Below are 26,105 nucleotides of genomic sequence, written 5' to 3' on the forward strand. Positions count from 1 at the left end.
ACAACCGACGGCATTCGCGACCTCCTCGAGAGCGACGAAACGACACCCCAGCACTCCCACACCGACGCCGCCCCTACCCATGACCAGCGAAAACACAGTCGTCAGACCCGGAAAGACAACAGCGTCTCAGGTCCCGGTGGTCGTGGCTCTGCCACTGACTGACGCCCTGCTGGGCTGTCTTTCCGCTGTTCTGTCCGGCTGCCGGGACCTGTTCTGATGGCTCCGGCCGGGCGGAACATGACCTGATAGCGCCTCTGTGTGTCAAGCGGCTTGGGCGAGGCGGGTTCGTTGGTCTCGTTTCATGATCCGGTAGACCACGTTGGACAGGCGTCGTTTGAGGGCCCTGCGGGCTTCGGATGGCGTCTTCCCCTCGCTGATCTTGCGGAGGTAGTAGTCCTGTCCGCGCCCGCCGTCGCGGATCTGGCAGACGGCGATGGTGTGCAGTACCGAGTTCAGCGCGCGGTTGCCGCCGGTGTTGAGCCGATGTCGGACGTTGTTTCCGCTGGAGGCATCCAGGGGTGCGCTGCCGGTGTAGCTGGCGAAGTGGTGCTCGGTGGGGAAGCGACTGACGTCCCCGATGTGGCCGATGACCTTGGCGGCCAGCACGGTGCCCAGGCCGGGGAGGGTGGTCAGCGTGGTGCGGGTCGCGGCGACGGCTTCGCGCATTTCGGCTTCGTTGTCCTTGACCTGCCGGTCCAGTCGGCGCAGGTCGGCCAGCAGGTCACGGGCTATGTCACGGCGACAGTTGTCGGTGGCCGTGACCGGCCGGATGCCCTTCATCAGGACGGTGGCCTTGTCGGCCGACAGCCCGGTGGGTGCCCCGCCGGGCAGGAGATCGCGCAGGACGGCATGGAGCCGGTTGAGGACGCGGGTGCGTTCGTGGACAAGGTCGTCCCGCCGCTCGGTCAGCAGCCGCAGGATTGTGGTCTGGTTTTCCTGGACCACGGGTCGCAGGTCATGGCGGAAGAGGGCGACCTGGGCGACGTGGAGGGCGTCCTTGGCGTCGGTCTTGCGGTCTCCGCCGGTGGCCAGCAGCCGGGCCCGGGCCGAAAGGGTGGAGGGCACGTCGACCACGTACTCGCCCGCGGCGGCCAGCTGCTGGGCGAGCGAGCGGCCAAGCCCGCCAGCACCCTCGACCGCGAAACGACGTTCGCGCCACTGCTCGCACCAGCGCATCAGCTGGCGGAAAGTCCCGGCGTTGACGACGAACCGGCGCTGGGCCACCTGGTGGCCTGCAGCGTCAACGGCGACGGCGGTATGGGACGACTTGTGGGGATCGACACCGATCAGGATCACAGGCTGCTGCCCTTGCACTCGATGAGACAGGAAGGGGAGTGCGGCGGGCACCCTGACTTGAAGTCACTACGTCACCTTCATGCCTCTGTCGAGCCACACCGCGCGGGTGTCGGCCGGCGGCGGCACGCTATCAGTGAGCCAGCCCGAGGGCGGCAAGGAGCACTGCGGGCCCGTGCCGACCGACGCCCTGGACGCTACGGCTGCAGACCGAGCATCTGGGCTCAATTGAACAAGTCAGGAGCTTGGTCAGAAGCCCCTTCAATGTCCTGTCTGCGCCACCCGGCCGGCGCCTACCTCCGGCTTGGGAAGGCAGTACCAGCATGACATCAGCAGTCGCGGCGGACACCGCGGACCAGAACGTGTTCGGCGGGGTCGACTCGCACGCCGACACCATCCACGTCGCTGTGATCAGCGACAACGGCGGCCACCTCGCGGACGCCGAATTCGCCACTACTACCGCCGGATACGCCGCGGCCATGGCCTTCCTGACCGCCCACGGGCCAGTGACCGCGATCGGGGTGGAACGCACCGCCTCCTACGGCGCCGGCTTCACCCGTGCCGCCCGCGCCTGCGGGCACCGGGTCGTCGAGGTCAACCGGCCCGACCGGGCCGAGCGGCGCCGCACCGGCAAGTCCGACCCGATCGACGCCTACGCCGCCGCCCGCGCCGCCCTGTCAGGGAGGGCCTCCAGCGCCCCCAAGGACGACACCGTCGCCGGGATACGCGCCATGCACAACGCCGCCCGCTCCGCCGTCAAGGCCCGCACCGCCGCCCTCAACCAGATCAGCAACATCCTGGTCACCGCCCCGGAGACCATCCGCGCGAAGTACGGGCCCCTCAAGGGCACCGACCGCACCAGGGCCCTCGCCCGGCTGCGGCCGGCCGGCGACACCCTCCACGTCGCGGTCCTCACCGCGCTGAAGAGCCTGGCCCGCCGGGTCACGGAACTGACCGCCGAACACGAGGCGCTTACCCGGGCCCTGGACGTCGAGGTCACCGCACAGAACCCGGGACTGCGGGCCGCCTACGGCGTCGGCCCCGACACCGCCGCACAGCTGCTGATCACGGCGGGTGGCAACCCCGAACGGATGCGAACCGAAGCATCGTTCGCGGCCCTGTGCGGGGCTGCCCCGGTCCCCGCCTCCAGCGGCCGGACCAACCGCCACCGCATCGCCCTGACTCGTATGGCCGGCGACCCCCGCACCCGCGAATACGTCACCCGGCAGACCACTGCCGGACGGACGAAGAAGGAGATCATCCGGCTGCTGAAACGGGCCATCGCCCGGGAGATCTTCCGTTGCCTCACCACCACGGTCACCGTCCCCGGCATCGATGACCTGCTGCCCCTACGACGAGCCAAGAACATCACCCTCACCGCCGCCGCCCAGCACTTCGGCACCTGGCCCACCGCCATCTCCCGGCTCGAACGAGGCCTCAGCCGCAATGACGACCTCAGCAACGCCTACCGCGACTGGCTCCAAGCCGCTTGACACCCATAGGAGCATCAGCGCCGGGTCCCCGGCCCTGCTTCCCTGCCGGGGAGGTGTGCCACCGCCGGCAGGACGCTGGCCAGCGAGGGGGCTTCCCTCCTCCATGTGTTGCGCCCAGGCGCGACTTCGGGTGGTGTCAGTGCCTTTCGGCATAGTGCCCCGCATGAAGATCAACGAAATCGACAGCGTGAACTGGGCATCGATGGGCCACGCTTACGGTCCGGCAAGCGACGTTCCGGGCTGGCTGAGAGGGATGGTCTCGCCGGAATCCGGTGTCCGGGACGAGGCCTTCAGCAACTTCTACAGTGCGGCGCACCATCAGGGGGATGTCTATCCGTGCACGGCGGCCAGCCTGCCGTTCCTGTTCGAGATGGCCGACAGCCCCGCGACCCCTGACCGGGGCTCGGTCATCGAGTTGCTGCTCAGCATCGGCCAAGAGTGCCTGGATAGGGATCCCGAAGCGGTGTACTTCACGCCGGACGGCACCGAGTCCAGAGCCCATATGGACGCGTTGGCGGTGATAGGTGAGCGCGCCGAGGTCTTCGTCCGCTGGGTGATGCACCCCGATGAGGAGGTGCGGCGGCCCGCAATCGAGGGCCTGGGCCTCTTCCTAGCCGACGGTGCACGCGCCTTGGAGGTCCTGCGCAGTCTGCTTCCCGGGAGCGGCATGGTGCAGCGGCTGCTCGTCGTGAGGGCGGTGGCTACGGTGGCGCTGCGGGATGCGGCCGTGCACGGTGCGGCCGCCGGCTGGCTGGAGGATCTGGCCGGTGATACGGCACAAGTGCCCGAGGTGCGGCTCGCTGCTCTCGTGCACCGGGTCCGGTGCACTCCGGGGGAGCTCGGTGACGCTGTTGTGCCGGCGGCGGTCGGACTGATCCGGGAGATCGCGCCGGAGGAGACCGGCGGGGATGACGATGCGCCCTGTCGTGCCGAGGCGGAGCCGGATGTTGCCGCGGGCACGGCGCCTTCACCGGGGGTGCCGCCGCAGGTCGCCGCGGCGTTCGAGGATCTGGAGCGGTACGGCCGGGTTCACGCGCCGACGAGCTCCCTGCTGGAGTCGTTTCACACGGTGTTGGACAATCGTGTGCTGGAGCGCACCGCGTTGCTCACCGAGCAGTTGTGCAGCGCGGACCCTGGGGTACGTTACGACGCGATCCGCATGGCAAGGAAGCTGATCGGCCAGTGGCGTGGGGATTACACCGGCCTGGTGGTACTGGTCGCGGGGTGTCTTCTGCCCGAGGACCCGTATACCTCGGCTGCTGCGGCAGAGGCTCTCGGGGCGCTCGTGCCGGTAAGCGAGCCGGCCCGGGAGGCCCTCGCCGCCTACGTCGAGGCGGCCCGTGCTCAACACGGGCCGGGCGTGTGGGCGGCCCAGGAGCGGCTGGTTCGCCGCGCTCACCAGGAAGCCGTCAGGGCGCTGGCGTCTCTGGAGGATCTGCGGGCGCTGGACTGTGTGCTGGAGGCGCTGGACGGGGGCACCGACGCCTGGCGTGCCGTGCAGGTGGCCGGTCACCTGGGTGAGGCAGCCGGTGATCTCACGCCGAGGCTGTCGAAGCTCCTGGCGAAGGTGGACTTCTCGGATGCGTCGCAGTCGATGAGCGCCAATGCTCTGGTGTCCGCCCTGAGAGAGCTGGGTGACGCCGCGGCTGCACCGGCGCTGGCCAGCGCCGTAACCGCGGCCGTGCGTGAGGAGCAGTGGCATACGGCCGCCTCCGCCCTCAAGGCCCTTGCCTCCTTCGGCTCTGAGGCTGCCTTCACCCTGGATGTGGTCCGCCCGCTGGCCGACGCGCAGGACGTCACCGTCCGGGCGGCCGCGACGGCGGCACTGTGGGAACTTGAGGGTGACGCGGCCGGCGTCGTGCCGAGGCTGGTTGAGCTTCTTGACACCCACGCGGACGACGAGGCAGCCGCCGTCCTGGGGCGGATCGGGCCGGCTGCCGCACCGGCCCTGCCGCGTCTGCGGAAGATGCTGACAGCGGGCTACGAGTGGACCCGGGTCTACGCCGCGGCCGCCCTGTGGGATATCGGCGGCGACGCCGAGGCGCCCGCCGTCGTGGAGACGCTCCTGAGAGCGTGGGCGGAGAACGACTCGACGTCCAACCACGTCCTGGCCTGCCTGAACCGCATGGGGCCGGCCGCCCGGCCGGCCCTCCCCCGGGTCCGGGAAGAGCTCACGCTCCTGCGCCGCAGCGGCCGCTTCCGCAGCATCCCCCACGACGAGGACCTGCTGGCCGCCTGCCGCTCCGTCACGGCCCGCCTCTGAGCAGACCCCGGCGGGAAACGTCAGCAGCGCCCTCCTCCTGCCGACCGGGCCTACTGCCCGGCATCCGAGCCGCGCTCCCCGCCCGCCGGATGGGTGAAGGGGTAGATGGGTGCGAACCGTGCTCATCGGCTGGGCGTCAGGGACGGCATGAAGGAGATCAGCGAGCAGCACATCAGCGAACCCTGCCTGGTGGCGCTGGACATCACCGCGGCCGACGAGGACACACTCCGTCTGGTGGTGGCCCGGTTGGAGGAGCGCTGGGCGACCTCGGGCCCGGCCCCGGTGCAGCGGGTGCCGGGGCCGGGCCGGTGTGACGGGCCGGGTGTACGCGGACATCCGCCGCTCCGGGGCCGGGGGTGGGTGAGGGGCGTCGGGTTACTTCGACGTGGCGGCGCCCGGTGAGGTCCCGCCACGCGTTGCGCGCGGTTGCCAGATCGGCGAGGGCTTCCTTGCGGCGGGGGTCGGTGCGGTTGCGGTCGATCACGTCTGCCCGCGGCAGATGTACGGACGCGCTGGCTTCAACCTCCTGCGCAAGCGGGTACTGCTTGCCTCCTGAGCGCACTGTCAGTGACCAGTGTGACGATCCCCGGACGACCGTGCGAGGAGAGACATGGGCACCTGGGACATCGGCCCCTTCGACAACGACACCGCCGCCGACTTCGCCGATGAACTGGACGAGGCAGCACTGGAAGAGCGCGAAGCCATGATCCGGGGCGTGCTCAAGCGCGCCGCCGGGCCCGCGGACTTCCTGAGTGTCTCCGCCAGCGAGCGAGCCGTGGGCGCGGCGGCCCTGGTCGCCGCCCAGCATCCTGACGGCGATCCGGCGTGTTCGAACTATGGCCCTTCAGAGCCGCTACCGGAGTTGCCTCCAGACCTTCGAATGCTCGCCGTCGACGCCCTGGACCAAGTGGTATCCAACCGGTCTGAACTCGCCTAGCTGTGGGCCGAAGCCGCGAACTGGCCGAAGTGGCGCCAGGACATCACCCGCCTCCGCGACGTACTCGACCCTCCGATCCCGCCACAACGGGAAGCCCTTTTCGAGGTCTGATCAGTGACCAACAGTCACGGACCACAGAAGTTGAGCCAGAGCCGAAACTCCGTGGCTCTGGCCCGCGGCTGGGGCTGGGGAGGCTCCTGGCGCGCGTGGATGGCTGCCTGCGCCGGTCCCGGTCTACAGACGGGGTCTGTACTCGCCCACCGGAGGCTGGGGGTGGGGTGATGTGTCGTTCGTCCGGGGTGTGGCGGGGTTGGTGAGGGGGTCCGGCTCGGGCGCGGCAAGGACGGCGTCGGTCTGCTCCTGTCGCTGGAGCGATGGGCCGTTGTGGTGGGGGTAGCCGCTGTCGTGGTGTGCGTCGAAGAGGTGCACCTCCTGCCAGGGCGTGGCCGCTTCGCCGGGCAGGGCGTAGTGGACGGGGGTGAGAGCGCCCGCGTGGGCGTTGGAGTCGGCGTAGAAGAGGGGCGGCCGGGGGTGGGTGAAGATGAACCGGTCCCAGAAGCCGTCCAGGCCCTCGCAGCGCGGCAGACCGGTTCCCGCCCGGATGAAGTCCTCGGCCCGGTAGGTCCAGATCTCTTCCTGCAGGAAGGGCGTCTCGGCGTGGGCCCAGTCGTAGAGTGAGGGGTCGCCGCGGTGTGCGGCCTCGGCCCCTTCCAGGGGGTTGTGGAAGAAGAAGTCGAAGTCGACAACCAGCAGCCGGCCGCGGCCCGGAGTGTCCACCAGCAGTTCTCCTTCTCCTGTCCCTTTGCTCGTCCGGTGCATTGTCCGTGTTCAGATCTCGGCTGTGGCCAGGAGTCTGGCTGTCTTCCCGCACCGCGACGGGCCGAAGCGCGCCGGCGGCCCGCCAGGCGGGCGCCCGGGCCGGGGGTGAAGCTGACGGCACGGGTGAGCCCTGGCGGGCGGCAGCCCCTGGGGCACAGCCTCCCCGCCGCACTGCTCACCGGTGAACCCGGCCGGGCGGAAGTGGCTTAGGAGCTGTCCGGCCGATCATGCCATCCCTGTCGGAACCCGAGCCGTCGAATCCGAGTTGTAGGGTTCGACCGGGGGGACCATGACCAATCGCGGCTGGTATGACGACGACAGTGAGTACCACGACGCAGTACAACGGGCTGAACGAGCCACGCGGTTCGGCTGGGCAACGATCGCTGGGACGGCAGGGGCACTGGGCTGCGCACTGATCGTCTTGGTCGCGCTCTGCGTCATCGCAGTCGTTGCGTGCCTATACGTCGTGGTGGCTATTGACTACTAGGTTCTGTTCGGCCGATCTTGGACTGTGGGAAGACGCCTTTTATGACTGATGTCCGAAGGGGCCGTGCCGCGTAAAACGCCAGCTTCACTTCGGCCGCGCGTACGCGGCTGGGGACGACCCTGGGGGCGCTATCGCGATGTCCCCAGACTATCGGGAGCCGCGAATGCGGCCGTCCGCACGCTCGAACGGGAACGTTTGACCCCAGGCATCGTGTCGATAGCACTGAGTGTGTGGTCTGTCCGCGTCCACGGCACCAAGCGCCGTTGGAGTCGTGGAGAGGCCGAGTTCACCTGTCACTGCTGTGGCGAAGGCTGGGCTCGGGACAAGCTGCAAGAAGCTCTGCTCATGCTGCCGGTGAGCGCCGCTGCCGAGCTCCGGGTACAGGTCGAGAGCCTGGATGAGGTGCTGCTCCGGCGAACGCATCACGAGCCCATGGCAGATCCGGAGTTGGCGTGGTGGCATCGCAGGTGCTGACCGTGTCCATGCCGTCCACTGGTTCGGTGGCTCTTGTATGACCGACCGGGGGGATCTGACAGAGGCGGAGTGGCGACGTCTGGAGCCGCTGCTGCCCGCGGGTAACAACCGCTGCGGAAGGTGGCGTGATCACCGGCAGGTGGTCAACGGGATTCTGCACCGGGTGCGGACCGGAGTGCAGTGGCGTGACCTGCCGGAACGATACGGGCCGTGGAAGACCGTCTACGAGCGTCATCGGCGTTGGTCCGCCGACGGGACCTGGGAGCGGCTGCTCCGGCAGGTGCAGGCGCAGGCCGATGCTGTCGGTGGTATTGACTGGGACATCTCGGTGGACTCGACGTCCATCCGCGCTCACCAGCATGCGGCTGGCGCCCGCAAAGCCCCGCCTCCCACCACGTCAAAGGGGGCGCGGGTGGTGGCACACCAGAGCGACCAGATGTGGGACAGGTTGTGCATCCGCCTGGCGGAGGTGGTGCGCGAGGTGAGGCGCTCGGCCGTTCCCGGGGAGGCTTCACTACCAAGGTTCATCTGAGCGCCGACGGGCGCTGCCGCATGCTGTCGCTGCTCCTGACGCCGGGCCAGCGGGCGGACTGTACCCAGTTCGAGCCGGTCTTGGAACGGATCCGGGTACCCCGCCTCGGCCCGGGACGCCCGCGGACCACGCCGGACAGCGTGAGTGCGGACAGGGCGTACAGCAATCGCCGGACCCGCCGCTACCTGCGACAGCGCGGAATCCGGCATGTCATCCCCGAGAAGTGCGACCAGGCCGGGCACCGCAAGGGCCGGGGCCGAGCGGGAGGTCGCCCGCCCGGCTTCGACAAGGAGCTGTACAAGAAGCGCAACACCGTAGAGCGAGCGATCAACAAGCTCAAGAACTACCGGGCCGTGGGTGAGGTCGACTCGGGGCGCCCTGCTGGTGTTTCCAACAGTGGGTTTCCCCGAGCCGCCTCCCGAACCCGGCGTGCCCGTCTCCGGGCACCGGGCTCTCCACAAATCCCGTTTCAGGATGTTCAGTTCCTCATGCCGTAGTGGGCCACGGAGCCGGTATGAGTTTTCCCCGGTATCGGTATCTGGTCGTGCTTACCTTGGCCGGGTTGAACAGTTCCGCTTCCTCCGTGGCGGGCCACCAGCCACCGTCGTAATAGCGCCGACGGAGCTGTTTCCAAGTGATCCCGGGGTGCTTGCGTCGAATCCATCGTGTCACCCTCATCCACGCGTAGTGGCTGAGGTAACAGAATGCGACGTTCGAGACTCCGGGACGGAAATACGCGCACCATCCCCGCAACACCGAGTTCAGCCGGTGGAGCAGGGACTCCAGCGACAAGCCGACGTTCTGTCGTCCGGTCAGTTCCTTCACCTTTCTCGTGACGGAACGCACTGACTTCCGTGCCGGGTAGGTGTAGATGTACTGCCGATCAGTGCCAAGTTTCCGGTGACGCTGGATGCGCCATCCGAGAAAATCAAGGCCCTCGTCAATGTGCGTGATATGTGTCTTCTCCACCGACAGGCGTAGACCCATCGGCTTCAATGCCTCTGCGGCCTCGTCGCGTAGTCCCTCGGCATGGTCCCGGCGCCCGAAGACGAGCACGAGGAAGTCATCCGCGTAACGGACCAGCCGGTAGTTGGGCAATCCTCGGCGCCGTCTCCTGCGCCGATCCTCGGAGGTGCCATCTGGTCCTCCGAGGCCCTGGGCGATGTGCTCGTCCAGGACCGAGAGTGCGATGTTGGCCAGCAGCGGCGACAGAATCCCGCCCTGCGGGGTCCCGGTGCGTGTGTCCGTGAAGGCTCCGTCGCGGGACAGGATCCCGGACTTCAAGAACGCCTTCACCAGGGACAACACCCGCTTGTCCCCGATTCGATTCCGCACTCGCTCCATGAGGGCCGCGTGCGAGATCTCGTCGAAGCACGCCGTGATGTCGCCCTCCACCACCCACTCGTATCCGTGGCTGGCGAGGTAGCGGGTCTCGGCGATCGCGTCGTGAGCTCGGCGGTTCGGGCGGAACCCATAGGAACACGGGAGGAAATCCGCTTCGAATACCGGCTCCAGCACCAGTTTCAAGGACGCCTGGACCACTCGGTCCGCCACGGTCGGAATCCCGAGACGACGAAGCTTGCCATTCGCCTTAGCCTCGAAGTTTCGTGACGGGCCGCCGACGGAGTCGGTGGCCCGTTTTCGTGCCGTGAGTTGAGTCCGTGCAGGTTGAGGGCCCGAGTGTCGTCTCGGGGTGGCGCCGGGTTCCACTGCTCCGGGAGGTGAGGGGCTGTCGTAGGGACGGGTGGATCCGCTGGTCAGCCGGGGTTCGGTAGGAGTGCGAGCCGTTCGAGTGCGGCGGTGAAGGGCCAGTGCCGGGCCAGGCGGAGGATCCGTCGGCGGCCGGAGGTGACCAGTTGTCCGGCCGCGGTGAACAGGCGGAGCCGCAGGCGGCGGGGTTCCCAGAGCCTGGCGGTGCCGGTGAGGGCGAGCATGGGCATCCAGGCCAGTAGGTCGAGGGCGATCTGGACGATTTCGAGCCAGACCCGGTTCTGGGCGGTGTCGTGCAGGGGCAGGTTGCGCAGGCCGGTGGCCCGTGCGGCCCGGATCCGGTCCTCGGCCCGTGCCCGGAGCCGGTGACGGAGCTCGAGTTCGGCGATCGGCCGGTCAGGGGTGTTGGTCGCGAAGCACGTGATCCGCATGCCGTCCGCGTCAGTGATCCTCAACTGGGCTCCGGGGTGCGGCCGTTCCTTTCGGACGATCAGCCGCATGCCCTTCGGCCAGCCGTCCAGCAGCTTGCCGGTGAGCTCGGCGACCCAGGCCCCGTCCCGGGCGTCACCGCTGGTCTCGACGGCCGCCGTCCAGGCCGGGGCCGGGACCTTCAGCACGTGTTCGTGGATCACTTCGGTGACCGTCATGCCGACCGAGTAGGACAGCCATCGTCCTCGTTTCGCGAGCCAGGACACGAAATCGTGGGTGCCGCCGGCGGAGTCCGTGCGGATCAGCGTCTGCCGCCCTCGCCGGTAGCGCTTCGGCAGCTGGGCCAGGGCGAGCTGGGCGGTGGTGATGTGGTCGGCGGCCGTGTTGGAGCCCGCGTTTCCCGGTCTGAGGAGGGCGGCGACGGGCTCGCCGGTTCCTCCCGGTCCGTGGTCGACGAAGGCCGTCAGAGGATGGTGGCCGTAGGTCTTCTTCCAGGTCGCGGCCGCGTCCTGCTTGTCGGAGTGGGCGATCACGAGGACGCCGTCGAGGTCGACGGTGACCTGTCCGTCGGCGTCAGGGGCGTTCTCACCGGCCAACGACCAGACACGACTGCGGACTTCGGAGCGTGCGGACTGGATCGCCTGCAGGGCCCTCTCGCCGGAGGCGGCGAGGTTGTCGATCAGGCGGGAGACGGTCGGGTCGGAAGCGACCGGACCGAAGACCGCCGGCTCGGCCCGCAGCATCGCCACGTCCGCGAGGCAGTCCCCGCCCAGCGCGACTGCCAGAGCGACATCCAGGAGGATCTTGCCGGGATCGTGAACGGCCCGCGGCTTGCGCCACGGCGCCAGAGCTGTGGATATGGCCTGGTCAAGACCGGTCTTGCGGACCGTTTCGACCAGCAGAAGCGACCCGGCCTGGGAGACGACCTGGCGGCCGTCGTCCTGGACGCGGACACGGGGGGTAGGACCCGATAGAGTGCTTCACCTGGGAAGTGCCTCCGGCGGTGGCAGGAACAAGGGCCTCGACAATCCTCATTCTTGCTGGTCAGAGCAATGCCGGTGATTTAGCGAGTACGTGCTGATCAGAGCCTTGCCGGTGGTGAGTTGAGCCCTGTTTGTCACCTGGTGGCGTCGGCTGGTTCGTCACTTCCGGTGACGCTGCCGCGAAGGCCGGGACGCAGCAACGGAGCTCCCGGTAGGACAGAAGATCGACCAAGATCCGACTGTCCGCGAAGGAGCTCCGTTGGGTGCTCAGTGTGTCATTTCCTGCCCGCCGTCCACCAACTTTGCAGGCGACGAAGGCCGGTTGGGGCCCATCCCGGCACCGCCGGGGCAACGGTTCGGCGCGCACGTGCGCCTCGGCGTCCTCACTGAGGAGATCACTCCTGAGCTGGTGGACGAGGTGGTGCAGCACAGCGGCCGTACCGAGGCCCGCCGCCGTCTGCTGCCGGCCCGCACGGTGGTGTACTTCGTCCTAGCCCTGTGCCTGTTCAGCAGCTCCGACAGTGCGGGCCCGCCGGGCTACCTTTCGGTCCTGCGCACCCTGACGGAAAAGCTGCGGCACCTGCCAAATCTGGCCGTGCAGCGGCTGCCGACGAGTTCGGCGCTGACCCGGGCGAGGCAACGGCTGGGTGAGAAGCCACTGCAGGCCCTGTTCGAGCGGCTGTGCGGACCGCTGGCCACCGTGAGGACCCCGGGTGCGTTCGCGTTCGGGCTGCGGCTGGTCGCCTGGGACGGCACCGTGCTGGACGTCCCCGACACACCCGCGAACGCAGCGGAATTCGGGTTCACCGGCAAGGACGGGCTCAACCAGAGCGGACACCCACAGGTCCGCCTGATGGCCCTGATCGAATGCGGGACGCACGCCGTCGTCGACGCCGCCTTCGACTCGGTGGCCCGGTTCAGCGAACACAAGCTCGCCCGTCGCCTGCTGGCCTCCCTGCAGCCGGGCATGCTGCTGCTGGCGGACCGCAATTTCGCCGGTCATGCCCTGTGGGGTCTGGTGGAGTCAACCGGCTGCCACCTGGCGTGGAGGATCAAGAAGAACCTCGTCCTGCCTCCGCTGTGGGTCCTGCCCGACGGCTCGTACGTATCCGTCATGCCCACCCCCGCCGAGACCCGACGGCAGGGAGACGCCCGCTACCGGCGCCGCCCACCCGCCGGACTTCCCGACGGCCACCTGATCCGCATCGTCGAATACACGGTGACCATCCACCCGCAGGCCGGCCCGCCGCACACCGAGTCGTTCCGGCTGGCCACCAGCCTCCTGGACCACCGCCACGCCCCGGCCCACCGGCTCGCATCGGCCTACCACCAGCGGTGGGAGGTCGAAAACGGGTTCGCGGAACTGAAGAACCGCCTACGCGGGGCCGGATTCATCCTGCGCTCCAAGGCACCCGAACTGATCTGCCAGGAGATCTATGCCCTGCTCACCGTCTATCAGGCGCTCTGCGCACTGGAGATGCGAGCAGCAGACCACGGCGGCATCGATCCCGACCGGATCTCCTTCACCGTCACGGTCCAACTCGCCCGGCTCACCGTCGCCGGCCAGGTCGCGGCGGACACCACCACGCTGAGCACCGCCCACCACGAGGCCGTGACCGAACTCCTGGCCGCCCTCCTCCGCTCCGACGCCACCGGCAGTGCCAGCGCATCAAGAAGCCGTCCAAGAACACCTTCGAGGTCAGAAAACGGGACCAGCCCCGCACACTCAGTAGCGTCCACTACACGCTCAGAGTCACCAGACACCCATCCTGACCTGCAAGAACACGCTAAATCACCGGCATTGCTGGTCAGAGGCACTTTCTGCTTTCCTGACCGCCTGCCGGACAGCCCGCTTCACGTAGGGTCGGGGGCTGGCGCGGTGACGTAGTACGTACGCCCCGTTTCCAGCCCCCGCCACATCGAACCGTGCATGCGGTTCTCCCGCACACGGCTCACCGACGCCGTTCACCACCGGCATTCGGCCTGTCCCGCCAGTCCCGGAAGGGCCTGGGTGCAACGACGGTGCCGTGCAAGGCGATCGGACTCAGCTGGCCTCGTGAGGCGAACGCCACCACGGACCATCCGAAGCCCCGGCTGCGGCGATGTCGTTTGGCGAGAAATCCCGCCATCCGCATCCGCGCGTAGGACCCGATCTTGTCGAAGTGCCGGGCCGAGTTCCCGAACCGGAAGTACGCGGCCCATCCACGCAGGAACGCGTTCACGTCCTGCACGATCACTTCGACAGGCAGCAGCAGTCGACGCCGTTCCGTAAGTTCACGGACCCGGTCGCGGGCGTGCTGCATGGCCTTGCTCGCAGGCCAGCGGGCGAGGAAGGTCACAGGGCGCTTCCCGTCGCGTGCCCGGGACGCCACCAGACGGTGATGGAAGCCGAGGAAATCGAATCCCTCTGTCAACGGTCATTGAGATGCCCAGGTAGGTGGCCGTTGGGTGTCCAGGCTGGTGGCCATCAGAAACCCAGGCGTGTGGCCAGTGGTGTTCCTGGGGTGGGGGTCAGTTCAAGGGGACCACTCCCTTGCCGGCGAGGGCCTCGGCGAGGCGATGCGAGTCACCGGTGGTGGTCACGAGGTGAGCGTGGTGCATGAGGCGGTCGGTGCTCGCCCCGGCGAGGGTTTTCGGCATGATCGTGTCGAAGCCCGAGGGGTGAATGTTGCTGGTCACCGCGATGGAGCGACGCTCATAGGCGGCATCGATGATCCGGTAGAACGCCTCAGCGGCGTCCTCGCCGACCGGAAGCAGGCCAATATCGTCGATCACGATCAGATCGGCCCGGCAGATCCGAGCGACGGTCCGTGCGGTGGACCCGTCGACCTTCGACTTGCCGATCGCGGCGCTCAGCGTCTCCAGGGTGAACCAGGACACCCGCAGGTCCTTCTCGATCGCGGCCTGGGCCAGGCCCTCGGTGAAGTGGCTCTTGCCCGTCCCCGACGGTCCGGCGATCACCAAATTCTCGGCTCGGCCGATCCACTCCAGGGTGGTCAGGGAGTTCTGGGTGGGCTCGGGGATGGTGGAGTCCTCGGCCCGCCAGGAGCCCAGGGTCTTGCCGGTGGGGAAGTTCGCCGAGTGGCGTCGCAGACGCCGGGTGGCCGCGTCGCGGCCGGTGACCTCCTCGGTTATCAACAGCCGCAGGACCTCGGCGGGATCCCAGCGCTGAGCACGGGCGGTGGCCAGGACGTCGGGGGCGGCCTTGCGCATATAGGGCAGGCGCATGCGGCGCATGAGCTTGTCGAGTTCCTCGGGGAGAGCGGGTGGGTTGGGGAAACTCACGGGGGAACCGTTCTCGTGTCTGACGTGTAGCCAGAATGCGTTGTGTGATGGGGTGTTGGGCTAGCTGCCCAGGGCCTGCCAGCCGCTGGTGCCGTTCTGAACGGAGTGGGATTCGTCCGCGCGGATGACCTCGCCGGCGGGCTTGCTGTCCGCGATGTGTCCCAGGATCGACAGCAGGTCGTCGTCGGCGAATCACCCGGCTGTGGCCGCCAGGCCGAGGGCCTGGTCGACGCGGTCGCTGCCCAGGACGGTGGCCAGCTCGACCGCGCGGGCCATCTTGGCGCGGATGCGGGATGCGCCGGCGGGCCCGGCCTCCTTGAGCCAGCGCCCGGCGCCCGGGCCGATGCCCACGAATGCGATCTCGGCTTCCGAGCGGGGCCGCAGCCTGGGCTGGTGGATGCTGCGGCCGTCGGGGTGGTCGGGGTAGTGCGCGTCGATGATCTGCGGAACGCCGGGAGTGGATAGCTGATGGCGCCAGATTTCGGACAGGTCACCGGAGTTGGTGCGTGCCGTGATGGACAGTTCCTCGCCGACGACTCGGCACCACACTCTCGCTCCGGTATAGCCCGGCGGGGTGGAATATCGGACCGAGTTGAAGCTGATCGTGCGATCCGATCCGACGAGGCGTTCCTCGCCGAGCGCGAGGGCGAGGGGTTCGACGGGCAGGACATGCAGGGTGGTGCGTTCGATGTCCAGGCGGTGCGTGGGTATCTGCCCCGTCGCCCGGTGCCTGCGGGAGTTCACCTCATCGCACCAGGTCAGGCAGGCGTCCGTGAGGTCGGCGAAGGTGTTGTAGGTGGGCAGCAGGTTCGCGTCCGTGGGCACCAGGTCGGCCTTCGCGATGCGGACCGTGGCCTCGGCGCCGCCTTTGGACTCGGGGTCGTAGGGCACGCAGCTGACGACCTGGCAGCCGTAGTGCCGCCCCGCGGCGACCATTTGCGGGTGACGCACTGGTATCCCGGCGATGTGCTCGACGGTGACCGTCTTCGCGTTGTCGGTCAGTACATATGTCGGTGCCCCGCCGATCCGGCGCAACGTGGTGTCCAGGCAGGCCACCAGCGTGCCCAACGTGCAGTCCCAGACCGGGATGACGACCCTGAACCGTGACCAGGACAGCCACGCGCAGAACAGCCAGGTCCGACGCCCCGCGATGCGCGGACCCTCGCCCCAGTAGGGTCGGCCCGAGGCGCGGTACTGGCCTTTCGACCAGCTCGTTTCCCCGGACCGCCCTCCGAACCGGACGTGCCAGTTGGCCCGGCATCCGGCTCTCCACGAGACCGAACGACGGTCATCCGATGGCTGGTTGCGCTCTCTCACTCCACGGGTTCGGGATGCGGGCTCCCCGGTATCGGTAGCGGACGATCTCCACCTTCGCCGGGTTGAACAGCCGCACCCCGTCGTGCTCCGGCCACCAGGTCGCACCGACCTGATTGCCTTGATAGCGGCGCTTGAGCTGCTTCCAGGGGACTCGGCGGTGCTTTCGGCGAATCCATCGCCAGACCCGATGCCACGTGTAGTAGCCCAGGTAGTTCAGGCTCGCCGAAGCGGCCGAGTGCCGGAAGTAGTTCGCCCACCCCTTCATCAGCCAGTTCAGCTGAGTGAGCAGTTCGTCGAGTGAGTGCCCGATGTTCTGTCGGCTGATCGCCTTGACCTTCCGTAGCACCGCCTGCATCGACGGTTTGCTCGGATAGGTGTAGACGTACTGCTTGTCCGTCCCCCTCTTGCGGTGCCGCTGGATGCGGAAGCTGAGGAAGTCGAACCCCTCGTCGATGTGAGCGATGGAGGTCTTGGCCTGTGACAAGCGCAGACCGACCCCCCCCCAGCACCGTTGCGACTTCGTCCAGCAGCTCCTCGGCGTGGTGCCGCGAGCCGTTGATCATGACGACGAAGTCGTCCGCGTACCGGATCAACCTGAAGGTTGCTCCGCCGCGGCGGCGATGCCAGTCTCTCGCTGCCCATGTGCGGCCGGTCGTCTGCCAGAGCCGGGCGAAGTGCTCATCCAGGACCGACAGGGCGATGTTGGCCAGCAGCGGCGAGAGAATGCCGCCCTGGGGTGTTCCGGCGCGAGTGTCCCTGGTGACCTGGTCCTCGGAGAGGATCCCGGGCTTCAGGAACGCCTTGATCAGACGCAACACACGCTTGTCTCCGACGCGTTGACGCACTCGGCCCATCAGGGCCGTGTGATCGATCTCGTCGAAGCACGCCTCGATGTCACCCTCCAGCACCCATTCGTAGCGATTGGTGGCGAAGTGGTGGATCTCGGCGATCGCGTCGTGCGCTCTCCGGTTCGGACGAAAGCCGTAGGAACACGGCTCGAAATCCGCCTCGAAGATCGGCTCCAGAACAATCTTCAGAGCCGCCTGCACCACCCGGTCCGCGATGGTCGGGATGCCCAATCGGCGCATCTTTCCGTTGCGCTTGGGGATGAGCCTCTCCCTGACCGGGACAGGTTGAAATTCACCGGATTTGAGTAACGCCCGAAGCTCGTCGAGGTAGACCTCGACGAGCTGACCGCCCTCGATCTTGCTGACAGTCCGGCCGTCGACCCCGGCCGTCCGGGCACCCTTGTTGCCCCGCACTCGACTCCACGCCGCCAGAAGCGTCGCGGGGTCGCAGACGAGGTTGAACAGATCATCGAATCGGCGCGACCGGTCCTCGGTCGCCCATCGATGCAGCTTGCGCTGGATCCTCAGTACCCGCCCCCAGACCGCATCCGGGTCCGGCGACGGCGCGGCGGTATTCACCACCGGCCTCCTGCCCTTCCAGTCCGCTCACTGCGGACTCGCTGCCTTCCTTCGCCATGTGGACGGCTTTCCCGCCCTCGGACTACTACGAAGGCTCCGCCCCGCTCCACGGCCGTCAGCCGACGGTGGACCTGCCCCCAACCACGCTGGTGACGTGGGTAGTTGGGCAGCCATGAAGCGGTTCCCATGTTCACTGTGTTTCGATCGGCGGGGGCGGCACCCAGCTTTCTCCCGGCAGCCTCGCCACGATTACGCCGCAGACCTTCACCGTGGCCTCCGAGACCGGCTGAGACATCCGGTCCCGAAGTCGTCAGCATGTACGACACCAGCCGACGCGTACTGCATCCCGGCCCATATCCACCAGGTTGGAGCCGGTGGCATTCCTTTCGGGAGGTCGACCACTGGTTCACTCGCGTTGTACCTACCCGCCTCGCTAGCCGGACCCGAGCCGTCTGGTAGTTCCGGCCCATCCCGTCGTTGTCAGGGCTGCTTCCCGCCCTCCCCGGCACCTCCCGGTTCAGACTGCCCTCAGCTTCAAGTCCCCTGCTGCGACAGGAAGACCGAGAAGGTCTTGCACCTCCTTCGAAAACACAGCGCCTCATGGCGCACGTCGAACTGCAGCCACCGGCCCGGCTCGGGAATCCACGGCCGGTAGGTGCGGCGCTTGCCCACCTTCCACGCGGCCTTCGCCGCGTTCACCGCCCGCCGTGTCGAGCGCTCGCTGCCCTGGTAGCCCATCTTGGCCAGCTTCTCGTGGACCACGTCGGCGCGGATCGTCGCCTTCGACTGCTCGACCCACTCCTCGACCTTCTCCAGGAACGAGTCGATCATCTTCGGCCGCGGCTCTCGCTGATAAGGATTGCGCCCGCCGTTGCGGGCCTCGACGTATCTCTTGACCGTCTTCGGGTCGTGCCCCGTCAAGGTCGCCGCCGACCAGACCGTCCCGGTCAGGTCGTACGCCTCAAGGATTTCCATGATCTCTCTGTCAGACTTCGTCACAGGACCTCTCCGGCCGGTAGCTGATGCTTCGCAAACACCAGCAAACCGGACGGAGGGGTCTTTCAGATAAGGAAGCGATCAGGAACACCACAGGTCACATGGCCATACACCGGGAATTCCGGTGGCCATCAGCCTGGACTCGACTGGCCGCATACCTGGACTTTGCCACGGCCGCCGACACCCTCGCCCGCCACCTCCAGGTGGACGATCCGGGTCTTGGCTGCCTTCGGTTCCAGACCGAGATCAGCCAGCAGACATGTCAGCCGCTCCAAAGCAGCTTCGGCCTGCGCGCGGGTCGCGCACATCACCACCGCATCATCGGCATAGCGGACCAGTACCCCGTGCTGCCGTGTCTCCCACGCCCGATCGATCCGGTGCAGAAAGACATTGGCCAGGAGCGGGGAGACAACCCCGCCCTGAGGAGTACCGGTGACCGGCCGGCGGACCTGCCCGTCTTCCATCACTCCGGCCCGCAGCATTGCGCGCAGAAGCTTCAAAACGGACTGATCACAGACACGTTCCTCGACCGCGTGCATCAACTTCTCATGGTCAATCGCCTCAAAGCAGTTGGCGATGTCCGTCTCGACGACCCATCGCCGTCCCCGCCAGGACTCATCGATCAAGACCTGGAGGGCATCATGTGCGCCCCTCCTGGGCCGGAACCCGAAAGAGCACGGCAGCATGTCCGCTTCGAAGACCGGTTCGAGCACGATCTTCAGCGCCGCCTGCACGATGCGGTCGCGGACCGCCGGAATCGACAAGGGCCTTTGCTCCGACGTACCGGGTTTGGGAATGAACACCCGGCGAGCCGGAAGCGGCTGCCACCTGCCGTCCTTCAACTCCGCGGCCAGGTCGCCGAGAAGCCGGGAAACCCCGTACTCCTCGACCTGCCCGAGATAAACCGAGTCGATGCCCGGAGCGCCGTCGTTACGACGCACCATCGACCACGCACGCGCCAGGACGTCCCTGCGGTGGACCTTGTCCCCCAGCGCGTGGAACCGCCGTCCGGGATCGGCCTTGGCCGCCCGGTAGAGCGCATGCTGGAGGGCACGGACCGGATCCGAGGGAGAACGTCCCCCGACGGCGGGACTAGCCACACGGGCACTCACCGGGCCCCTCCACTTCAGCAGTACACATCGACGAAGCAGCGGCCCTTCCCTCACCGGCGGTTGTGTTGTCCGACCGGCTCAAGCAGTACTACGGCCGCCTCCGACGCCCACCCGACCCGCTTCCCCTTCCCGGGGTACCCCCGGTTATAGGTCGCGATGCTTCCGACAGCACTCTTGCCGCAGGCTGCCGGGCCAGGGAGGGCCTCCCCAGTTCCCGCCGTCACCTTCGAAACGTTCCATGCCCCATACGCCGGGGAGTCCCTCGCGGCTGCCCATCCAGGATCTTCACCGCTTCCATGGCCTTCGCCCTGATTTCGGGGGCTCGGCTCTCCCTGTCCCCACCCTCACGAGCAGGCCTCTAACGACGCCGCAGACTTCGCGTGATGCTACGGACCGCTTCTTTGCTCCCCCTTCACAGGGCTTTCGACGCTGGACTTCGACGCCGGGCGTTTCCCCCCGACGCCGCCAGCCTGCTACCGGGCCTCCTGGCAGCTACCCGAACCGGACTCACACCGGCAGGCGACGACGAGCTTACGAACCACGATCAACCACCTACATGGCCAACCTCCAAATTCTGCTGGGCGTACGAAAGATCGAGGCTAGAGATCCTTTACGGGACAGCCTTGGGTGAGGCAGTTGGAACTGACGATGTTGAACAGCTGTTCGGCCCGTTGTCGAAGGGGACGTACACGGCTGTGGCCGCGCGGTACGCTGGCAGTGAAGTGCAGGAGAACGTGACAGAACCGGCCGACCGCGTCGTTAACGGTAGGTGGCGCCTGGTCTACAAGCCTCGCGCACCCGTGCAGCTGCCCGGAGACTGCGTTTCGTCGGGCCGCCGCCGCGAGCAGTTCGTACCCTGGCACCTTCCCGGCGAAAGGAACACGACACGTGGATCTACGCAGTATACTGGCCGACCTCGATCGCTGGTTGGCGGAGCATGCTCCGGGAGACTTCCGGCAGATGATGCCGCCGGCGGATCCGGCGCAAATTGACGCCCTGGCAGCGGGGACCTTTCGGGTGCACGAGGACGTGCTGGTCTGGTTGTCTATCCATGACGGATCGCAGCGCGATCCGGTGTCGGCCGCAGGTGCCTTCGTACCCTCGGACTTTCCGCTTCTGGGCGTGTCTGCAATGGTGCAGGGGCTGACGGGCATGATTGAAGAGGTGGAGCGGGCCGTCGCCGACGGTGATGAGGAGTTCATCGTCGGTTTGGAGGCGCACGAGCTGTGGCTACCGGTCGCGAGGAATCACACCGGCGGCGAACTCGTTGTTGATCACCGGCCTGGTGGCAATTACGGGGCGGTCCTAGAGGTGGACCCGTCCATCGGGGTGGTCGGAGCGAAGCGGTGGGACAGCTTGTCCCACATGTTCGGCTCGGTTCTTGGAGCCCTGCAGAACACATCCGTGCTCGTGACCGGCAGCGGGGTGAAGACCGCGCCCCGCATCGAGGATTCTGGCGACGGTCTGCCCCACGTCGTTTGGGACCTCTACTTCGGCTGACCGCGCGAGGCGCGTGGCGGCCCCGCGTGGCTTGGGTTCTAACGGCCCTCGCAACACCCGCGATCTGTGGGAGTTGCGAGGACCGTGGGCGTTGGACGTGATCTTGCGGGGGTGCGGGAGCGTTTCCTTGCGCGGTTGGATGCCGTGGGAAACGTGACGGTGGTGGCGCGCGAGCTGGGCGTGAACCCGAACACTGCCTTCAGTTGGGCTCGGAAGGCGGGGCGGGGTTCGGTGCGTCTGCCGCGCCGGCATCCTGGACGGGACGAGTACGAGCGGCTTCGGGCGGCGGGCGTCGCACGCCGGCCGGCAGCGCGGCAGGTCGGTGTGAACGAGCGCACGGCCAAGGACTGGGACTGGGGCGTCAAGAAGAGCAGTAACTCCCGGACCTACGCCGACGGCCGCCGTGTCGACTACACCACCGGGACCGTCACGATGGGCGGTGTGACCACGACGGCGGTGGGCCTGCCGGCCCTGGAGAAGCAGCTGCACCCACGGTTCCTCACGCTCGCCGAGCGCGAGAAGATCCGCGATCTCCGCGCGGCCGGGCGGTCGCTGCGGGCGATCGGACGAGCCCTGGGACGGCCGGCGAGCACGGTCAAGCGAGAGATCGACGCGAACTCCGCCACCGAGGGCTACCAGCCCTACGCGGCCCACCGGGCGGCCGCCGCGCGCAGGCCCCGGCCCAAGGACCGCAAGCTGCTGCGCGAGGGCCGCTTGCGGCACTTCGTCCAGGACGGACTGCGCGGGCGCTGGTCGCCGGAGCAGATCTGTCACGCTCTGGGCAAGGAGTATCCCGACGACCGGAGCATGCGGGTGAGCGTGGAAACGATCTACCAGGCACTGTATTTCCAGGCCCGCGGCGGCCTGAAACGGGAGGTCCAGGCCGCCGTCCGCTCCGGCCGGACCCGCCGCAAACCACGCCGGGACCCCGAACGGCGCACGCCCCGGTTCATCGACCCGATGGTGATGATCAGCGACCGCCCCGCCGAGATCGAGGACCGGGCGGTGCCCGGTCACTGGGAAGGCGACCTGATCATCGGCGCGGGCGGGCGCTCCGCGATCGCCACCCTGGTCGAGCGCAGCACCCGCTACACCATGCTGGTCCACCTCCCGGGCGGAGCCCACGACGCCGAAACCGTCCGCGACGGGCTCGTAGCCACCATCCAGACCCTGCCCGCACACCTGCGCGGCTCCCTCACCTGGGACCAGGGCAGCGAGATGGCACGCCACAAGCAGTTCACCATGGCCACCGGCATGCCCGTCTACTTCTGCGACCCCGCCTCACCATGGCAACGCGGCTCCAACGAGAACACCAACGGACTCCTGCGCCAGTACTTCCCCAAAGGCACCGACCTGAGCGTCCACAGCCCCGAAGACCTCGAACACGTCGCCCAGGAACTCAACGGCCGCCCACGCAAAACGCTCGGCTGGGCAAACCCAGCCGAGCGTCTACGTGATCTACTCACCACCTAAACCAGGCGGTGTTGCAACGACCACTGGAACCCAAGTGGTGCGGGGCCGCCAGCGTTCTTACGAGGTACCAGTCAGGAGGAACGGATAGTGCAGACGTCGGTCAGGCTGCAGCCCTCGACGCCGGGAACTCTCATGTAGAAGGCGTCCCCGTCAGCAACACGAGCCTTTCTGTAGAAGCCGGACAGTCCCGGCCCCCTACCCGCGTCACCGTTCTGCTTTCCGGGCATGGTTGCCCGCCCGCACGGTTCGCCCCAGGTTGGCGGATCGTAGGTTTCATCGTCGAACAGCCGCCAAGTCTCATCATCCTGTTGCTTTGCGTACAGCTGCGCGCAAACTCCGCCGTTGAGGACGGGTAGCCACTGACCTCCACTTTCTCTCGTGGCCGCGAAGGGGAACTCGTCACATTCGCGCCCCTTGGAGTCCGCAGTTGCGTTGTCGTTGACGATGAACTTGCCGTCGCCAGTCTTTCTGCAAATCGTTTCGCGATTGGCCTTCTGCGCATCAAGGCTAGCGAGTCGATGCATCGGGGTCTTGCGGGACTCGCTGCCCGGGTGCGAGGCGAGTTCCTCGCGCAGTAGCCAGTAGTAGGCAGCTGCAGCCGGATAGCGCTGCGTGTTCGTTTCCCATATAGGAATATGCTTCGCGAAGATGCAGCCGGTCGAGTTGGGGACGTTGACACTGTTGTCACAGCGGACCTGTTGCCAGTACACCCAGCTCGGGTCTTTGCTCTTCACTGCTCCAGAGGCTGTGGGGGCGGCGGCGTTGAACCCGAGAAAGACTCCTCGGTCGAATTCCTCGGAGGTCTTCGAGACTGGTGTTGTCCAGGTGAAGGTCCGTTCGGCCGACGTTGTGTGCTTGTCGACGAGTGGCTCCCAGACCGTCGGAGCGCTCCACGCTCCGGCAGCCGAGGTGCAGTTTGGACTGCACGTCGAGTCCCAGTAGTCCAGGGTGACCGGACCAAGGTCAGCGTCCACGGACAGAGCATTTACGAACAGCTTTTCGCGCCATGTCCCCTTGTTTTCCAAGAGAATTTCCTGACGGACCATGAAGGTGGCCACCCCGGCAGGCTCGCCGTCCACAACCCAACTGATCAGAACGGCCAGTTTGTTGCATCCTTCGCGGCGGGTGAGGGTATATCCGGAAACATCGGCATCGTCACACCATGACACCAGTGGGGTGTCCAGCGCTGCAGCCCGATCGAGGGATCGCTGCTGTTCATGGTCGGCGTATTGGTCAATGTCCGGGTCGAGGGTTATGCACTGCGTAACGCCCGGGTGGTCGGTGCTGCGGCAGGCTTCCTTCGGCAGGGCGGACCGCGCTGAGGCCGAGACGATACCGTCGGGCGCCGGCTGCTTTTCCCGGTCGGTGTCTAGCCACTCCGGGTCAGGCGCGTTCTCGTTTGCTTTCGGAATGATGAGCTCGGGAACGGTGCTCCAATTGCCTGGCTGGAAGGCCACAGCGTCGAAGGCTATGTCCTGGTCGCCCGTGCCATCTGCGGTAATTGTGCTGAGTTTGACCTCTGGTGCTATGCCTCTGGTCCTGAAAGATCCCAGGTTCACCCAGCGGTTCCCATTACCGGGCTGGGAGATTGTCTTCGTTGTCCAGCCGTTCTTCGTCCGTACCTGATATTCGGCCTTGGTGGTCTGGGCGCCGTGATCGGGTAGGTGGACCCAAACTCGGGCATCCTTGTCCAGGGTTTGGCCCAGTTTCCAGGTACCGGTGATCTTTAGCCGATTACCCTTGGCGTCGTCGGCGCGGGTATGTCCGAACCAAAAATGCCCTCCGAATCCGGCGCCGAGTTGGTGAAGGTCGACCTTGGATGGGTAGGCGTCCTCACTGCCGTTGTTCCCGAAGTCGAAGGAGAAGCTCCCGCTGTTGGTCCAGCCGCTGTTGTCACATCCCGGCCGGTGGACGGCAGTCCCTTGTGGCACGTCGTCGACGATCAGCGCACCAGTGGGCAGGCCCGAGACAGAGCAGGTGGGCGGGTAGGCGGTGCCGTCGGGCTCCTCAGCCATGCTGGTGGAGAACCTCAGGAACTCATAGCCGCACGTGTCAACGCAGTCAGTCTTCCAGGTGACGGGCTCGTGCCACCAGCACATGAAGTCCTCGCGCCCGCACGGACCGGTGGACCCGCTGGCGTTGCTGGCGGCATCGGAGATTCGGTCGGGGAAGCAGTCGTTGGAGGTGGGCTCGCAGAATGCGTCCTCGGGCGCCTTGAGGTGCGCTCGGTTGTAGAGAGCGCTGCCCTTCGTGGACACGCTTTCGTTCGTGCCGTTCCAACTGGAAGGTCGGAAGGCAGGCACCATCACACCTGGTGACTCCAGGAAGGACGGCGGGTGGGCGGCAAAGCCTAGGACTTTCTCCTGGTATGGCCAGTTCTGAGGGCGAGCCGCCGCACTGGCATCCTCGCCGCCAGAGGCGTTCTCCATGAAGGGCAGTCGGCCAGCATCCCATTCGGGGTTGGCCGGGTTGTTGGCCCAGCCCAGACCCCAGGGGGAGCCATCGCCCTGGTCAGGGTGAAAACCCGAGTTGTACGCCCACAGGGCGAAGTACCAGTTTTCTGGACGACCGCTGGTGCCGTGGTTCGCGATCATGCCGGCGGCGCGGGTCTCGTTCCACTTTGAGACCAAAATCTGTAGTCCGGCCGAGATGTTGGCCGTGTAGTCGAGGGCTGCGGCCCGCTGCTTCTGGTAGTCCCAGGCGGCCCCTCCATGCCCGTCCTCGCGACCTGCCATCCGCATGTGGTCGGTGACCTGGGTTATGCCGTAACCGCAGTCTGCGTCAGCGAAGTTAACATCCCAATCATTGGAACTATCGCCGTCGTAGAGGTCGATGCCGTAGAAGTTGCCTATGAGCGGGTTGGCGGTAACACCAGGTACAGCCTCACGGCCAGCCTGCCACATGTTCGATTCCTGCGTAGTCACTCCGAGCAGGACTTGGGCCATGGCCCGGCCGCCGCCCTCCAGCGAAGGGTTCAGGAAGAGGCTCTGTGGGGAGTAGGCCGGCATGCCGAGGTTCTTCCAGTTGGCGGCCCTGGATATGTGTGTGTTCAGATAACCCTGGACTGCCTGATCGACGGCCCACTCAACCTGTCGGGGCTTTGGCTGCATTGCCTGGTTAGCCGGGTCGTTGCGGGGCACCGAGCAGGTCCGCTCGTCCTCGACCGTGTCGGTCGGGGAACTGGAGAAGACGGTCGCGGCTGCCTTTTTGGTGTCGGTCTCCGGCACACTGACGCGCAGACCGGGAGAGAGGGCGCGGCCCTGGGCTGCGTGCTGGGAGGAGACTTTCTGGGTGATGGCCCGGAGTGTTGTCCGTTTACCGGAGGCGCGCAGCGTGAGGTCCAGGTCGATGGGACGAGCAGTGCCAGACTCGCCGGGCTGCAGCAGAGTGCCCTTGCCATCGGCCCACCGCTGGTGGGAGGTGAGAGCAGCGCCGAGGGTAGACACCTGTGAAGCTTCCCCTTGATCATGGACACCTGGAGACTGGGATCTGAGCGGTTCCAGAGGAAGTAGTGCCAGGTGGGAAGCAAGTACACGAAGCGGTACTCGGATGAGTACAAGCGGGACGCGATCGAG

Annotated in this window: 17 protein-coding genes and 3 pseudogenes; 8 read left to right on the forward strand and 12 right to left on the reverse strand. The window is 67.1% G+C overall.

All coding sequences use genetic code 11. The features are described from left to right. Nucleotides 1–261: 261 nt before the first annotated feature. Entirely contained in the window at nucleotides 262–1,296 is a 1,035-nt protein-coding gene (locus tag E6P78_RS30810) for an IS110 family transposase (RefSeq protein WP_168712745.1), read from the reverse strand. Between the two features lie 320 nt (nucleotides 1,297–1,616). Here E6P78_RS30810 and E6P78_RS30815 point away from each other — a divergent pair, with 320 nt between their 5' ends. From E6P78_RS30815 to E6P78_RS30830, 4 genes are all read left to right on the forward strand, one after another. Continuing rightward, on the forward strand, nucleotides 1,617–2,786 hold the full coding sequence (locus tag E6P78_RS30815; RefSeq protein ID WP_136206923.1) for a transposase: 1,170 nt from the start codon (nucleotides 1,617–1,619) through the stop codon (nucleotides 2,784–2,786). A 163-nt stretch (nucleotides 2,787–2,949) separates the two neighbouring features. Further along, a complete protein-coding gene (locus E6P78_RS30820) occupies nucleotides 2,950–5,049 on the forward strand; it encodes a HEAT repeat domain-containing protein (protein ID WP_240799440.1) in 2,100 nt (699 codons plus the stop codon). A 105-nt stretch (nucleotides 5,050–5,154) separates the two neighbouring features. Next, nucleotides 5,155–5,451, forward strand: coding sequence for a DUF6207 family protein (locus E6P78_RS30825; protein ID WP_240799441.1), 297 nt, complete (start codon nucleotides 5,155–5,157; stop codon nucleotides 5,449–5,451). 208 nt (nucleotides 5,452–5,659) lie between these two features. Beyond that, on the forward strand, nucleotides 5,660–5,986 hold the full coding sequence (locus E6P78_RS30830) for a DUF4259 domain-containing protein (protein WP_136206925.1): 327 nt from the start codon (nucleotides 5,660–5,662) through the stop codon (nucleotides 5,984–5,986). 234 nt (nucleotides 5,987–6,220) lie between these two features. Here the strand turns inward: E6P78_RS30830 and E6P78_RS30835 are convergent, their stop codons facing one another. Beyond that, nucleotides 6,221–6,763 carry a hypothetical protein gene (locus tag E6P78_RS30835; protein ID WP_136206926.1) on the reverse strand — a complete coding sequence of 181 codons (543 nt, stop codon included), beginning with the start codon at nucleotides 6,761–6,763 and terminating at the stop codon, nucleotides 6,221–6,223. A gap of 1,040 nt (nucleotides 6,764–7,803) precedes the next feature. On the opposite strand from E6P78_RS30835, the pseudogene E6P78_RS33750 reads away from it, so the two are divergent. Beyond that, nucleotides 7,804–8,654: pseudogene (locus E6P78_RS33750) on the forward strand (IS5 family transposase); the annotation flags it as partial. Between the two features lie 130 nt (nucleotides 8,655–8,784). Here E6P78_RS33750 and ltrA (E6P78_RS30855) read toward each other — a convergent pair. Further along, nucleotides 8,785–10,008: a group II intron reverse transcriptase/maturase gene (ltrA, locus tag E6P78_RS30855; protein ID WP_346765636.1), complete on the reverse strand. Its 1,224-nt coding sequence runs from the start codon at nucleotides 10,006–10,008 to the stop codon at nucleotides 8,785–8,787. Between the two features lie 47 nt (nucleotides 10,009–10,055). Continuing rightward, nucleotides 10,056–11,421: pseudogene (locus E6P78_RS30860) on the reverse strand (IS1380 family transposase). 321 nt (nucleotides 11,422–11,742) lie between these two features. Between E6P78_RS30860 and E6P78_RS30865 the strand changes: the two are divergent. Continuing rightward, nucleotides 11,743–13,308 carry an IS4 family transposase gene (locus E6P78_RS30865; RefSeq protein ID WP_168712748.1) on the forward strand — a complete coding sequence of 522 codons (1,566 nt, stop codon included), beginning with the start codon at nucleotides 11,743–11,745 and terminating at the stop codon, nucleotides 13,306–13,308. Between the two features lie 64 nt (nucleotides 13,309–13,372). Here E6P78_RS30865 and E6P78_RS30870 read toward each other — a convergent pair whose 3' ends face one another. The 7 genes and pseudogenes from E6P78_RS30870 to ltrA (E6P78_RS30895) all read right to left on the reverse strand — a co-directional run bounded on the left by E6P78_RS30870 (nucleotide 13,373) and on the right by ltrA (E6P78_RS30895) (nucleotide 19,557). Continuing rightward, nucleotides 13,373–13,759 (reverse strand): group II intron maturase-specific domain-containing protein, encoded by a 387-nt coding sequence (locus tag E6P78_RS30870; RefSeq protein WP_206307970.1) that lies wholly within the window; start codon nucleotides 13,757–13,759, stop codon nucleotides 13,373–13,375. Nucleotides 13,760–13,931: 172 nt separating this feature from the next. Beyond that, entirely contained in the window at nucleotides 13,932–14,705 is a 774-nt protein-coding gene (istB, locus tag E6P78_RS30875; RefSeq protein ID WP_206307971.1) for an IS21-like element helper ATPase IstB, read from the reverse strand. A 192-nt stretch (nucleotides 14,706–14,897) separates the two neighbouring features. Continuing rightward, the gene (locus tag E6P78_RS30880) at nucleotides 14,898–15,773 is read right to left on the reverse strand and encodes a hypothetical protein (protein WP_240799442.1); all 876 of its coding nucleotides are present in this window, start codon (nucleotides 15,771–15,773) and stop codon (nucleotides 14,898–14,900) included. A gap of 220 nt (nucleotides 15,774–15,993) precedes the next feature. Next, complete coding sequence (locus E6P78_RS34050) at nucleotides 15,994–16,377, reverse strand: group II intron maturase-specific domain-containing protein (protein WP_346765637.1); 384 nt, start codon at nucleotides 16,375–16,377, stop codon at nucleotides 15,994–15,996. Between the two features lie 211 nt (nucleotides 16,378–16,588). Continuing rightward, nucleotides 16,589–17,110 (reverse strand): annotated as a pseudogene (locus tag E6P78_RS34055) (reverse transcriptase domain-containing protein); the annotation flags it as partial. A gap of 873 nt (nucleotides 17,111–17,983) precedes the next feature. Continuing rightward, nucleotides 17,984–18,424 (reverse strand): hypothetical protein, encoded by a 441-nt coding sequence (locus tag E6P78_RS30890; RefSeq protein WP_136206932.1) that lies wholly within the window; start codon nucleotides 18,422–18,424, stop codon nucleotides 17,984–17,986. Nucleotides 18,425–18,576: 152 nt separating this feature from the next. Next, nucleotides 18,577–19,557: a group II intron reverse transcriptase/maturase gene (ltrA, locus tag E6P78_RS30895; protein WP_240799443.1), complete on the reverse strand. Its 981-nt coding sequence runs from the start codon at nucleotides 19,555–19,557 to the stop codon at nucleotides 18,577–18,579. 888 nt (nucleotides 19,558–20,445) lie between these two features. On the opposite strand from ltrA (E6P78_RS30895), the gene E6P78_RS30900 reads away from it, so the two are divergent. Together E6P78_RS30900 and E6P78_RS30905 are read left to right on the forward strand one after the other, a co-directional pair. Further along, the gene (locus tag E6P78_RS30900) at nucleotides 20,446–21,057 is read left to right on the forward strand and encodes a hypothetical protein (protein ID WP_136206933.1); all 612 of its coding nucleotides are present in this window, start codon (nucleotides 20,446–20,448) and stop codon (nucleotides 21,055–21,057) included. 432 nt (nucleotides 21,058–21,489) lie between these two features. Further along, on the forward strand, nucleotides 21,490–22,530 hold the full coding sequence (locus tag E6P78_RS30905) for an IS30 family transposase (protein ID WP_136206939.1): 1,041 nt from the start codon (nucleotides 21,490–21,492) through the stop codon (nucleotides 22,528–22,530). A gap of 71 nt (nucleotides 22,531–22,601) precedes the next feature. Here the strand turns inward: E6P78_RS30905 and E6P78_RS30910 are convergent, their stop codons facing one another. After that, a complete protein-coding gene (locus E6P78_RS30910) occupies nucleotides 22,602–25,976 on the reverse strand; it encodes a hypothetical protein (protein ID WP_136206934.1) in 3,375 nt (1,124 codons plus the stop codon). Nucleotides 25,977–26,105: the final 129 nt, after the last annotated feature.

Source organism: Streptomyces sp. A0958, from assembly GCF_004795035.1.
Lineage (GTDB): Bacteria > Actinomycetota > Actinomycetes > Streptomycetales > Streptomycetaceae > Streptomyces.

What these genes read in the sequence shown, in the direction of transcription:
- E6P78_RS34050 (WP_346765637.1), bottom strand. Translation starts at nt 16,377, where the DNA reads ATGCAGGCGGTGCTACGGAAGGTCAAGGCGATCAGCCGACAGAACATC.
- E6P78_RS30830 (WP_136206925.1), top strand. Translation starts at nt 5,660, where the DNA reads ATGGGCACCTGGGACATCGGCCCCTTCGACAACGACACCGCCGCCGAC.
- E6P78_RS30905 (WP_136206939.1), top strand. Translation starts at nt 21,490, where the DNA reads ATGGGCGGTGTGACCACGACGGCGGTGGGCCTGCCGGCCCTGGAGAAG.
- E6P78_RS30890 (WP_136206932.1), bottom strand. Translation starts at nt 18,424, where the DNA reads ATGGAAATCCTTGAGGCGTACGACCTGACCGGGACGGTCTGGTCGGCG.
- E6P78_RS30825 (WP_240799441.1), top strand. Translation starts at nt 5,155, where the DNA reads ATGGGTGCGAACCGTGCTCATCGGCTGGGCGTCAGGGACGGCATGAAG.
- E6P78_RS30815 (WP_136206923.1), top strand. Translation starts at nt 1,617, where the DNA reads ATGACATCAGCAGTCGCGGCGGACACCGCGGACCAGAACGTGTTCGGC.
- E6P78_RS30820 (WP_240799440.1), top strand. Translation starts at nt 2,950, where the DNA reads ATGAAGATCAACGAAATCGACAGCGTGAACTGGGCATCGATGGGCCAC.